The organism is Kaistella sp. SH40-3, from assembly GCF_030686865.1.
Lineage (GTDB): Bacteria > Bacteroidota > Bacteroidia > Flavobacteriales > Weeksellaceae > Kaistella.
The window spans coordinates 812,067-823,465 of sequence record NZ_JAQYUS010000001.1; the positions used below are offsets into that span (position 1 = coordinate 812,067).

Annotated in this window: 11 protein-coding genes; 9 read left to right on the top strand and 2 right to left on the bottom strand. The window is 35.2% G+C overall.

Translation table 11 applies throughout. From position 1 onward, the window contains the following. Positions 1 to 178: 178 nt before the first annotated feature. Positions 179 to 814, top strand: coding sequence for a sigma-70 family RNA polymerase sigma factor (locus PUH65_RS03730; protein WP_305520301.1), 636 nt, complete (start codon positions 179 to 181; stop codon positions 812 to 814). A gap of 5 nt (positions 815 to 819) precedes the next feature. On the opposite strand, the gene PUH65_RS03735 is transcribed toward PUH65_RS03730, so the two are convergent. Both PUH65_RS03735 and PUH65_RS03740 read right to left on the bottom strand, forming a co-directional pair. Continuing rightward, positions 820 to 1,431 (bottom strand): deoxyuridine 5'-triphosphate nucleotidohydrolase, encoded by a 612-nt coding sequence (locus PUH65_RS03735; RefSeq protein WP_305520300.1) that lies wholly within the window; start codon positions 1,429 to 1,431, stop codon positions 820 to 822. Next, positions 1,431 to 2,183, bottom strand: a complete 753-nt coding sequence (locus PUH65_RS03740) for a glycosyltransferase family A protein (protein WP_305520299.1) — start codon at positions 2,181 to 2,183, stop codon at positions 1,431 to 1,433. The genes PUH65_RS03735 and PUH65_RS03740 overlap by 1 nt, the downstream gene beginning before the upstream one ends. 148 nt (positions 2,184 to 2,331) lie before the next feature. Here PUH65_RS03740 and leuS point away from each other — a divergent pair, with 148 nt between their 5' ends. From leuS to PUH65_RS03780, 8 genes are all read left to right on the top strand, one after another. Beyond that, positions 2,332 to 5,145 (top strand): leucine--tRNA ligase, encoded by a 2,814-nt coding sequence (gene leuS, locus PUH65_RS03745; protein WP_305520298.1) that lies wholly within the window; start codon positions 2,332 to 2,334, stop codon positions 5,143 to 5,145. Between the two features lie 255 nt (positions 5,146 to 5,400). Beyond that, positions 5,401 to 6,264, top strand: a complete 864-nt coding sequence (locus tag PUH65_RS03750) for a MotA/TolQ/ExbB proton channel family protein (protein ID WP_305520297.1) — start codon at positions 5,401 to 5,403, stop codon at positions 6,262 to 6,264. Positions 6,265 to 6,339: 75 nt separating this feature from the next. Beyond that, complete coding sequence (locus PUH65_RS03755; RefSeq protein ID WP_305520296.1) at positions 6,340 to 6,942, top strand: biopolymer transporter ExbD; 603 nt, start codon at positions 6,340 to 6,342, stop codon at positions 6,940 to 6,942. Positions 6,943 to 6,950: 8 nt separating this feature from the next. Continuing rightward, on the top strand, positions 6,951 to 7,517 hold the full coding sequence (locus PUH65_RS03760; protein ID WP_305520295.1) for a biopolymer transporter ExbD: 567 nt from the start codon (positions 6,951 to 6,953) through the stop codon (positions 7,515 to 7,517). 32 nt (positions 7,518 to 7,549) lie between these two features. Further along, positions 7,550 to 8,392, top strand: a complete 843-nt coding sequence (locus tag PUH65_RS03765; protein WP_305520294.1) for an energy transducer TonB — start codon at positions 7,550 to 7,552, stop codon at positions 8,390 to 8,392. 64 nt (positions 8,393 to 8,456) lie between these two features. Beyond that, on the top strand, positions 8,457 to 8,654 hold the full coding sequence (locus tag PUH65_RS03770; protein ID WP_370692010.1) for a C4-dicarboxylate ABC transporter: 198 nt from the start codon (positions 8,457 to 8,459) through the stop codon (positions 8,652 to 8,654). After that, a complete protein-coding gene (locus tag PUH65_RS03775; RefSeq protein WP_305520293.1) occupies positions 8,644 to 9,516 on the top strand; it encodes a PstS family phosphate ABC transporter substrate-binding protein in 873 nt (290 codons plus the stop codon). The genes PUH65_RS03770 and PUH65_RS03775 overlap by 11 nt, the downstream gene beginning before the upstream one ends. Positions 9,517 to 9,618: 102 nt before the next feature. Beyond that, positions 9,619 to 11,283 carry a tetratricopeptide repeat protein gene (locus tag PUH65_RS03780; RefSeq protein ID WP_305520292.1) on the top strand — a complete coding sequence of 555 codons (1,665 nt, stop codon included), beginning with the start codon at positions 9,619 to 9,621 and terminating at the stop codon, positions 11,281 to 11,283. Positions 11,284 to 11,399 lie beyond the last annotated feature (116 nt).

An 11,399-nucleotide genomic window follows, 5' to 3' on the forward strand; every position in this document is an offset into this window, starting at 1 on the left:
TTATCAGTCTTGAGTTTTTGGAATTTCTAAATCACTAGTTTTTAAAAAGTTAGCATTAATTTCTTTACCTTTGTTAGCACAGTTCAATTTAGAAGATCCTTCCGAATAAGAACTTCAAACACCATTTTTACTTTTCCTAAGGTAGAATTAGTATTCATTTTCGACAAACAATAAAGTTATGAATGCACAAAGTCAATACTCAGATTTGGAGTTGATTCAAAAGATTCTGAACAAAGAGACCGCTTTTTTTGAATTAATCATCCGCCGAAATAATCCTTTTCTTTATCGAATTGGGATGATGTATCACTTTAGTCATGAAGATACGCAAGACCTTATGCAGGATTCGTACATTCAGGCTTACACTCATTTATCCCAGTTTGAAAACAGGTCTTCTCTAAAAACCTGGCTTTCCAAGATTATGGTGAATCACTGTTATAAAAAAAACCAGAAATGGTCATCGAAAAACCTGGAATCTCTTGAGAATAATGCCGAGGTTTATAATCGGTATGATGGTGCAGAAACATCAAAAAAAGTAATGAATGCTGAATTAAATTCTGTGCTGGAAAAAGCCTTGCTCCATATTCCGGAAGATTACAGAACTGTATTTACCTTGCGGGAAATTAATGGATTAAACGTTTTTGAAACTGCCGAAATTCTAGACATTAGCGAGAATAATGTGAAAGTCCGTCTGAACAGAGCGAAGAATTTCTTAAGAACAGAAATCGAAAAAGTGTACAATAGAGAAGAGGTTTTTGAATTCAATTTAATCTACTGCGATGCAATGGTTAATCTAGTGATGAAGGAAATTCACTAGAATATTTATCTTAATAATCCTTCTGCTTTTATTCCTTTTAAAATTAAATCAATATCATCGGGAATATTTTCTGGATCAATCCAACTCATGAATAATCCGTTATGAAGCGTTAATTCCTCCAAACTTTTATTTTTTACAATTTGTTGATGAACTGCTTCAAAACTTTCTCTTAAATCTAAATAATAATCAGGATCTAGTTTTTTAGTTAAAACTAAAGACCGGAAGATTTTATTTAAAAGATAGATATACAATTTGTAATAATCGCTAGTCTTTGGCAAGTTTTCTAATGTTTCACTCACCAATAGCATTGTTAATGAAACTTCGCCGAATTTATCAGTTGTAATTTTTACGTGTTCTGTTATTTTCGCACTGATTCTTCGAATACTTGGTAAGAAATATTTTGTTCGTCCGAATTTTTTTGCGGCAATTGAAACTTCTTCTTTAACCAAAGTCTCCATTTGATTTCTTTTGTCGTCCGCGGTTTCCGGATCGATGAGTTCGAAATATAGTCGATGTGAAAGAATTCGGTCTTTTTTTAGCAAACGGATAATTAGTTTGTCTTTTTCTGCCGAAGTGAAATTGGAAATCGCTTCCTTAAATTCCTTTGAATATTCCATTAATTAAATATTTTTGAATATTTCATAAATCCATTCAAAGCCCAATTCGCGGTGTAATACCAAGATTTCAAAGTAGAAAAATTCATGTGATCTTTATATACCAAATACTGGTCTTTCATAATGTTGGTCTTTTTTCGGGAAATACTGCTTTCGTGCATTCTGTATTTCGCCATGGTTTTCGCAAGTGGTTTTCCGACGGGAATTTTCTTTAATAAATTCAGCCACATTACATGATCTTCACGCTTGCTTCCCGCTGGGAAAAATTCTTTGCCAACTCTTTCAGAATCATACATAGAACTTAATAATGATAAACGGCACGTTTTCAGCAAGTTTTCAAAGGTTACTTCTTTGTCTGCCTGAAAATCTGAAATCGTAGGATTTAGGTTTTCATCACATCTTGCGTAATTAGAATAGGCGAGTTCGGCTTTTTCTCTTTTCATAAATGAAACCATTTCCTCTAAAAAATTCGGTTCCCAATAATCATCTGCATCTAAAAAAGTGATGAATTTTCCCTTGGCTTTTTCTAGTGATAAATTTCGAGCGTGTCCCGCGCCACCATTTTTTTCTGCGATGGTGAGTATAATTCGGGGATCGTTAATGTTCTTAATAATTTCTACAGAATCGTCCGACGAGCAATCATCAGTAATCAGCCATTGCCAATCTGTAAATTTCTGATTTAAAACGGATTGAATAGTCTTCTCCAAAAACTTCGAGGAATTATAGCAAGGCGTGATAATCGAAACTTCGGACATTGTGTTTTTAATCTTTAATATTACAAATTTACGATAAATTGTTTCATTCAAAAATTCATTTCAAAACCTTAAATTTGTGCATTATTAACGATGTCAAAGTTTAAAATCTTTGATAAAGTTTTTGAATTAAAAATAAAATTTCAAATTAATGTTTTACGACCATCAATCCATCGACAAAAAGTGGCAGAAATTCTGGGAAGAAAATCAAACCTACAAAACTGATAATGCAACCGATAAACCAAAATTTTATGTTTTGGATATGTTTCCTTATCCTTCCGGAGCGGGTTTACACGTTGGTCATCCACTCGGTTATATCGCTTCAGATATTTATGCGAGATATAAAAGACATCAGGGATTTAACGTTTTGCACCCGATCGGTTACGATTCATTCGGACTTCCAGCGGAACAGTATGCGATTCAAACAGGTCAGCATCCTGCCGTAACAACGGAAGAAAACATTACACGTTACGAGCAGCAGATGCGTAAAATCGGTTTTTCATTTGACTGGAGTAGGGAAGTGAGAACTTCAGATGCTTCTTATTATAAATGGACGCAATGGATTTTTATTCAACTTTTTGATTCGTGGTATAATAAAGCGACTGATAAAGCGGAAGATATTAAAGAATTGATTCGTCATTTCGAAAATCACGGAACAAAAAACTTATCGGCTGTTCAAAATGATGAGTTAGATTTTACTGCAGAGGAATGGAAAAATGCTTCTGAGTTAGATCAACAGGATATTCTGTTAAACTACCGTTTAGCATATCGTGCAGAAACAACTGTAAACTGGTGTCCGGGTTTAGGAACTGTTTTGGCGAATGATGAAGTAAAAGATGGTAAGTCTGAACGAGGCGGTTATCCGGTTTTCCAAAAGAAAATGATGCAGTGGAGCATGAGAATCACAGCATATTCTGAAAGATTTTTGCAAGGTTTAAATAACTTGGATTGGCCTCAACCTTTGAAAGATGCCCAGGAATACTGGATTGGAAAATCTCAGGGAGCGCTCATAACTTTTGATGTTGAAGATTCTGAAGAGAAGATTTCCGTTTTCACTACGCGTCCTGATACTATTTTTGGTGCGACCTTTATGGTTTTGGCGCCGGAGAATCCTTTGGTAAAAAGTTTAACGATAGAAGGTCAAAAAGAAGAAATAGAAAACTACATCGAGCAAACCTCTAAGAAAACGGAAAGGGATCGTATGTCTGACGTAAAAAATGTCAGTGGTGCGTTTACTGGATCTTATGCATTGAATCCATTTACGGAAGAAGAAATGCCGATTTATATTTCGGATTATGTGTTGATGGGTTACGGAACAGGCGCTGTAATGGCCGTTCCTGCGCATGATGAACGTGATCACCGTTTTGCGAAGAAATTCGATTTGAAAATTGTAAACGTTATTGAAAACGATAACGATATTCAGGAAGAGTCATTTGATTCTAAAGATTCGGTGTGTGTAAATTCAGAATTTTTAAATGGTTTAAAATATGACGACGCTAAATCATTAATTATCTCTGAAATAGAAAAGAAAAATATAGGTCACGGAACCACGAATTACAGACAGCGGGATGCGATTTTCTCCCGTCAAAGATATTGGGGCGAACCTGTTCCTGTATATTATAAAGAGGGAATGCCTTACACTTTACCAATTTCTGCTTTGCCTTTGGAATTACCGGAAGTTGAAAAATATCTTCCAACTGAAGATGGCGATCCTCCTTTAGGAAATGCTAAAACGTTCGCTTGGGATGAAGCAAATCAGAAAATTGTTTCTACTGATTTAATTAATAATGAAACAGTATTTCCCTTAGAATTATCAACCATGCCAGGTTGGGCCGGAAGTTCATGGTATTTTTTAAGATATATGGATCCGAATAATGATGAGGTTTTTACTGATAAAAATATTTCCGATTATTGGGGGCAAGTTGACTTATATATTGGTGGAAGCGAACACGCGACCGGACATTTATTGTATTCCCGTTTCTGGAATATGTTTATGAAAGACCGTGGTTATATTAATCATGAAGAACCGTTTAAAAAACTCATTAATCAGGGAATGATTTTGGGGATGAGCGCGTATGTTTTGAGAATTGACGGAACAAATCAATATGTTTCCAAAGGTTTGGCTAAAGATCATCAAGTTCAAAAAATCCACGTTGATGTTTCTTTATTAAAAGGAGGAACCGATGAACTCGACACAGATAAATTTAAAAACTGGCGTTCAGAATATGCTGAGGTTGAATTTATTTTGGAAGACGGAAAATATATTTGCGAACGCGAAGTTGAAAAAATGTCCAAGTCAAAATACAATGTGGTTAATCCGGATGATATTTGCGACGAGTTCGGCGCCGACTGTTTGCGTTTATATGAAATGTTCCTGGGACCATTAGAGCAATCAAAACCTTGGAATACTCAAGGTTTAAGTGGAGTTTATGGTTTCTTGAAAAAGTTCTATAACCTTTATTTTAATGGAGATGATTTTGAAGTTTCTGAGGAAGAGCCAACCAAGCAGGAATATAAAATTCTACATACTTTAATCAAAAAAGTGGTGTTTGATATTGATAATTTCTCTTTTAATACGTCGGTTTCCCAGTTTATGATTGCAGTAAATGAGTTGCAAAAACTGAAGACTAATAAGAGAGAAATCTTAGAACCATTAGCAATTATTGTTTCACCTTACGCACCTCATATTGCCGAAGAATTATGGGATCTGCTTGGTCATGCTGATTCGATCGAATTTGCACCTTTCCCAGTATTTGAAGAAAAACATTTGGTAGAAGATGAAATTGAATATCCAGTAAGTTTTAATGGTAAGATGAGGTTTAAATTAAGTTTGCCGGCAAGTCTATCCGCTCCGGAAATTCAAGATATTATTTTGGCTGATGAACGGACAAAGGAACAATTACAAGGAAATAATCCCAAAAAAGTGATTATAGTACCTAAAAAAATAATTAATATTGTTCTCTGAAAATAAATGGTAAAAATAATTTTTATAGTGCAATCATAAAAAATAGGAGGTAATTTTTGTGATTTTTGAAAGGTATTTTTGAAATTGAAAATAATAATCATTTTTTAATACAATTATTATTAATAATTCAATGTTAATGTCTCTTAAGATTGCTTAAAATTGAATCTAATGGCTTGTAAGGACTTGCATTATTAAATATTTTAACTTTATTTTACAAATCGAAAATTTAAAATAACAATTATAATTTAGTTTAGTATGGAAATGAATGTTTCAAACAACGAGGAGCAAGTAGTTGCTAAAAAATTAGGAGGTTTAAACCCTGCCTTAATACTGCCTATTCTTATTGCAATAGGGTATTTAATTTATTATTTTGTTTTGGGAAGTCCAGGTAACTTCAAACCAGATCCAAGACTAACAGGTGCTTCGGTTGCATTTTCTGATGTAGATATTAAGGAGATTTCTCCTGAAGGATTTATGGGAATTATCTACATGGGTGGACCAATTGTTCCAATTCTTATTTCTTTTATGATTATCGTAATCGTTTTCTCAATCGAGCGTGCTTTAGTTCTTAAGAAAGCTGCAGGTGCGGGTAACGTAGATAATTTCGTTTTATCGGTAAGAAGATTGTTAACTCAAAACAAAGTTGATGAAGCTTTAGAAGAGTGTGACAGACAGCAAGGTTCTGTAGGTAATGTTGTAAAAGAGGGATTAACCACTTACAAAGCATTATCTCATGACACTACTATGAATAAAGAACAAAAAATGGTTGCGTTGAACAAATCAATTGAAGAAGCAACAACTCTTGAAATGCCAATGTTAGAGAAGAACATGATGATTCTTTCTACCTTAGGTACTGTAGCTACATTGGTTGCACTACTAGGAACGGTAATTGGGATGATTAAAGCTTTCCACGCATTAGGTTCAGGAGGTGGTACTCCAGATTCTGCTGCATTGTCAATTGGTATTTCTGAAGCATTGATCAACACAGCTTTAGGTATTGGTACTTCTGCAGTTGCAATTATTTTCTACAACTATTTTACTTCTAAAATTGACGGATTAACGTTCAAAATTGACGAAATCGCAATGTCAATCCAACAGTCTTTCGCAGAATTCCACTAAGAATTTTCGACCGATTGGAGATTCAAATTATATTGGAATCTCAAAAAGCAGAAGTTTAATAAAAAATAATTTACAATGGCGAGAGTCAAACCAAAAAGACATAATATAAGGGTAGATATGACGGCGATGACCGATGTATCATTTCTACTCCTTACGTTCTTTATCCTCACGGCTCAGTTTGCAAAACCTGATATCGAGACGATAACCACGCCATCTTCTATATCTGAAAAGCTTCTTCCAGACGGTAGTCTTATGACCATCTTGACTACAACAGACGGAAGATTCTATTTTACACCAGTTGAAAACGGTACCGAGCGCATAGCGCTATTGGATAAAATGGGAGAGAAGTATGGTATGAAATTTACTGATAAAGAAAAAGTTGCTTTTTCTAATGTTCAGTCAATTGGAGTTCCGATGAATCAATTAAAAGGATTCTTGGACCTCTCTGATGAAGACCGCAAAGCCTTTAAAAGCAAAACGGGAATCCCTATGGATAGTACAAATAAACAATTAACTGATTGGGTACAACAAAGTTTGGCCGTAAATCCTGATTACAAATTAGCAATCAAAGGAGATGTACAAACGAAATACCCTAAAGTAAAAGCTTTATTTGAAGGATTAAGAGATATTGATTTCTTGAAGTTCTGGTTAATAACAAGTCAAGAAACGGCACAATAATATAAGAAATGGCAGAAGTACAAGTAAAAGACAGCAGCGGGAAAGGCGGAAAGGTTAGATCTAAAAAGTCGGTACCTCACGTAGATCTTACCCCAATGGTGGATTTGGCGTTCCTTTTGATTACTTTCTTTATGTTAGTGACAACGTTCAATAAACCAAATGTTATGGATTTAGGTCTTCCGGCAAAACCGAAAAAAGACCAAAAGCAACCAGATACTGAAATTGATTTAACAAACTCTATTTCATTAATTATTGGGAAAGACAATAGAATTTTCTATCACCAGTTAGCTCCTAGCGAATTAACGCCAGCGACACTTCAGGAAACTACTTTCGATAGAGATGGGATTACAAAAGTAATCGAGCAAGCAAAAGCCAGAGCAAAAGATCAAAGTAAATTTACAGTGATCATTAAGCCGACTGACGACGCAGTATATAAAAATTTCGTAGATATTCTAGATGAAATGGCGATTACCAAAAATGAGATATACGGTATTACCGATATCAAAAAGGCGGAACAAGCTGTTTATGATCAAAAAGTAGGTGTGGCGCCACAAACTCCGCAACCTACCAACTAGAATAATACTTTTAATATTTAAAAGAAAGAATAATGGCAGATGAAAACACTTACAATAGTAGTCCAGGTTTGGATGAGATTGTATTTGAAAATAGAAATAAAGCGTACGGTGCCTATGATCTAAGAACGAGTTATAGATCAATGCTAACCAAAGCGTTCATCCTTGGAACAGTTTTATTCTGTGTTGCCGCAATCACCCCATTTGTGATAATGAAAATTAAGCAAATGCAGGCGAAAGAGACAACGGAAGTAAATGCTAATTTAATTGACATTCTTCCAGAGCAGGAGCAGATTATCGAGCAACCAAAAGATGAACCACCTCCACCACCGCCGCCACCAAAAGAAGAACCCAAACAAGAGGTTATTCAGAATGTAGTGCCGGAACCGGTAAAGGCTCCGAAAGTAGAAACTCCACCACCGCCAATAACAAAGCAGTTGGAAACTACAACAGGGTTAGCAAATCAAGAAGGAGTAAAAACTCCATCTTATACACCACCGCCGCCACCTCCATCAACAGGAACAAAGGTGCAAACGGTAGAAGTTAAACCACAAGTTTCAGAAACTCAGGTTTATACAGAAGTAGAGCAGTTAGCAGAATTCCCAGGAGGAATTAATGCATTTAGAAGTAAAGTTTCTAACAGTTTCGATACTTCGGTAATGGAAGGCGATGAAGGTAAAGTACAAACTACAATTACTTTCGTTGTTGAGCGTGATGGCTCGATTACAGATGTTAAAGCAGATGGCCCTAACAAAGGATTTAATGCCGAAGCAGTAAGAACTATTAAGTCTGTTAAAAACAAATGGACTCCTGCTAAAATTAATGGTCAAGCGGTAAGATACCGTTACAGATTACCACTAACAATGCAGTTTGAATAATTAAATCAATAGAAAAGAGAAGTGAAAGCTTCTCTTTTTTATTTTTTTTGTAGTTTTGTGGAATATGATATTTAATTGGCTTTCCGTAGTTGCCGGATTATTCTATGTAGTATTAGGAATCGTGGTAATTATCTATAAATTTTTCGTCATCTATTTAGAACCTAATGTTGCCTACTCTTTAGGAGGATTGTTGGTGACCTATGGTATTTTTAGAATGGTGCGAGCAATATATAAAATCAAAGAACAGAGAGATGAAGAATAGTGTATTACTAATGATATTCTTTTTCACTCTCTCAATTTCGTGTAAAAAGAAACCGACCAAACTGATCGATAGTCCTCAACAAGGAGAGATTACCATGGAAGTTGACGAATCTTTTGCAAGTGTTTCCGAAGCGCTCACCGATCGGTATATGGCGCTTTATCCCAAAACTAAAATTAATTTAAAAATTAAGAAAGAGGATTTTGCTTTCTTAGACTTGCTGGAAGGAAAAGTTCGAGTAATCGTAATGTCAAGAGAATTAAACGAAAGCGAGAAGAAAGCATATAAAAAGGAAACGACTTTAGATTGGTTACCCGCTAAATTTGCTGGAGATGCAGTAGTGTTTATCGTTCCGAAAAACTCTCCTAAAGAAACCATCACCATTGATGAAATTAGAAATGAGTTGAATAATGACAAAAAAAATATTATTTTTGATGGCACCAATTCAAGTAACCTTAATTTCGTAGCCCAAAAATTGAATACGAAGCCAGATCAATTGAGATTTTCAATAATAAATGGGAATAAAAACTTAATTGAACAGTTGAATGCTTTTCCCGATAAAATTGGAGTTATTAGTTTAAATACGATTAGTAGACCCTATGATCCAGAATCTGAAAATTTGAAAAATTCAGTTAAGATTTTAAAAGTTGTTGAAGGCAATAAGGCTTATGAACCGCGTGTAGAAAATTTAGCGAATATGTCTTACCCTTTTACACGGGTCCTATATTTCCTCACCAATGAAAAGTATTTTGGTTTAGGAAACGGTTTTATTAGATTTTCTTGCACACAAATCGGTCAGATTGTGGTTTCAAAAGAAGGGTTACAGCCTTACCACATATTCAAAAGAGAAGTACAAATGCGATAAATTTTTACGAAAAATTGCACTCTTTAGAATCTGAATTAGTTTTGGTATAAAAATTGGGACTAAGAAGATTGATAGTTATTATAAAAAATTAAACAAATTAAAATGAAAGATAGAATGAATTTAACGAAGAAGATTGCCTTCGGTGTTGCAGTAGGATTCTTGTCAAATTTTGCGTTTGGGCAAACTTTGCAGGAAGGTATAAACAGTGCTGATAGTCATAAATATGCTCAGGCCAGACAAGTCTTTACTGATATGGTTGCAAAATCAGCCACATCGGACAATTATTTTTATTTAGGAGAATCGTATCTAACCCAATTCGAGCCTAATTTTGAAAAAGCAACAGAAAACTTTAACAAAGGTTTGGAAATAGATAAAAAAAGCAATCTTAATAAAATAGGATTAGCATCTGTTAAATTAGGCAAAGGAAACAAATCAGCAGTTCAAGAAATTCAGAATATTGTTAAGGACTCTAAAGAAAAAGATGCAGAGGTTTTATATAGAGCAGCAGAAGCACTAACACTATTTGGTGGTGCAGCAAATGCTGATTTGGCAATCGACTACTTGAATAAAGCAGTTGAAAGATCAGCGAAAAATGGAACACCTGCTCATTATTATTATACTTTGGGAGATGCTTATCGTTTAAAATTAACGAATAGTCCACAAGTTGCCGGTTCTGCTATGACTGCTTATGAGAAAGCATTACCAAGTGCTAGAAATAAAGCATCTGTGTTCACGAGAATTGGAACCCTTTGGATGCAAGCTCAACAGTGGAAGTCTGCAAAAGAAAATATCGATAAAGCAATTGCTGCAGATCCGACATATGCTCCAGCATACAAAGCAAAAGCAGGGTATGATATTAGATATCAGCAAAACGCTTTGGCAACTCAAGATTTAATTAATTATGCAAAATATGCAGATGAAGATCCAGATACACAGTTAGAGATTTCTAAACTCTTCTTTACCAATGAAGATTATGAAAACTCAAAATTATATCTAGATAAGGTTTTCGATAAAGTAGAAGATCCCATCAAATTTAAATTAAGAGCATATTTGCTTTATGCTGAAGGTGATTACCAAAGTGCAAAGACCAGTATGGATTCGTTCTTAGCAAAAGCTGAGAAATCAAGAGTACAGCCAGGTGATCAAGGATTACAGGGGCTTATTGCAGCGGGATTAGCACAGAAAGAAACCGATGAAGTAAAGAAAGCGGCGCTTAATACAGAAGCACAGCAGAAAATTGCCGTTGCAAAAGCAGCAAAAGACGAAACCATGAAGTGGGACGAAGAGTTAGTGAAAATCAAAGGTGGTGGTGGAATTAACCAAGCAAGTGTAGATGCAGGTGCAACAAGTCCAGCGATTGAAGCCCTAAAAGTACAGGTTGCGAAAAATCCACAGGATACAGATGCTTTGTTTAAATTAGCAAATGCATACCAAGAAGTTAAAAACTGGAATGGAGCAATTCATTCTTGGCAAAAAATGAGTGGATTACTTCCAGACTGGGCGCCCGCTTATTATAGTCAAGGTTATGCACAGCAGCAAGCAGGAAATAAGGAGTTGGCTAAGATTGCCTACGAAAAATATATTGCTACTGTAAAACCTGAAGAGGTAGAAAGCAGTAAAGAGATTTTATCTTATGCCTATTTTGCGGTTGCATATTTAGATAAGGACACCAATCCAACAAAAGCCAAAGATTACGTTAGCAAATCCGTTCAGTTAAATCCTGCCTATCAAGATGCAGTGAATCTGAATAAGGAGTTAAATAAATAATTTTTATTTATAATAAGGGGTCCCATTCGAAAGAGTGGGATTTTTTTTTTTGGGCGGCGCGCTCTCCTTTATTACAAACTGTCTGCTTAATTTCCCCACCACGGGTCCGGCTCTCC

What these genes read in the sequence shown, in the direction of transcription:
- PUH65_RS03730 (WP_305520301.1), top strand. Translation starts at nt 179, where the DNA reads ATGAATGCACAAAGTCAATACTCAGATTTGGAGTTGATTCAAAAGATT.
- PUH65_RS03735 (WP_305520300.1), bottom strand. Translation starts at nt 1,431, where the DNA reads ATGGAATATTCAAAGGAATTTAAGGAAGCGATTTCCAATTTCACTTCG.
- PUH65_RS03740 (WP_305520299.1), bottom strand. Translation starts at nt 2,183, where the DNA reads ATGTCCGAAGTTTCGATTATCACGCCTTGCTATAATTCCTCGAAGTTT.
- leuS (WP_305520298.1), top strand. Translation starts at nt 2,332, where the DNA reads ATGTTTTACGACCATCAATCCATCGACAAAAAGTGGCAGAAATTCTGG.
- PUH65_RS03750 (WP_305520297.1), top strand. Translation starts at nt 5,401, where the DNA reads ATGGAAATGAATGTTTCAAACAACGAGGAGCAAGTAGTTGCTAAAAAA.
- PUH65_RS03755 (WP_305520296.1), top strand. Translation starts at nt 6,340, where the DNA reads ATGGCGAGAGTCAAACCAAAAAGACATAATATAAGGGTAGATATGACG.
- PUH65_RS03760 (WP_305520295.1), top strand. Translation starts at nt 6,951, where the DNA reads ATGGCAGAAGTACAAGTAAAAGACAGCAGCGGGAAAGGCGGAAAGGTT.
- PUH65_RS03765 (WP_305520294.1), top strand. Translation starts at nt 7,550, where the DNA reads ATGGCAGATGAAAACACTTACAATAGTAGTCCAGGTTTGGATGAGATT.
- PUH65_RS03770 (WP_370692010.1), top strand. Translation starts at nt 8,457, where the DNA reads ATGATATTTAATTGGCTTTCCGTAGTTGCCGGATTATTCTATGTAGTA.
- PUH65_RS03775 (WP_305520293.1), top strand. Translation starts at nt 8,644, where the DNA reads ATGAAGAATAGTGTATTACTAATGATATTCTTTTTCACTCTCTCAATT.
- PUH65_RS03780 (WP_305520292.1), top strand. Translation starts at nt 9,619, where the DNA reads ATGAAAGATAGAATGAATTTAACGAAGAAGATTGCCTTCGGTGTTGCA.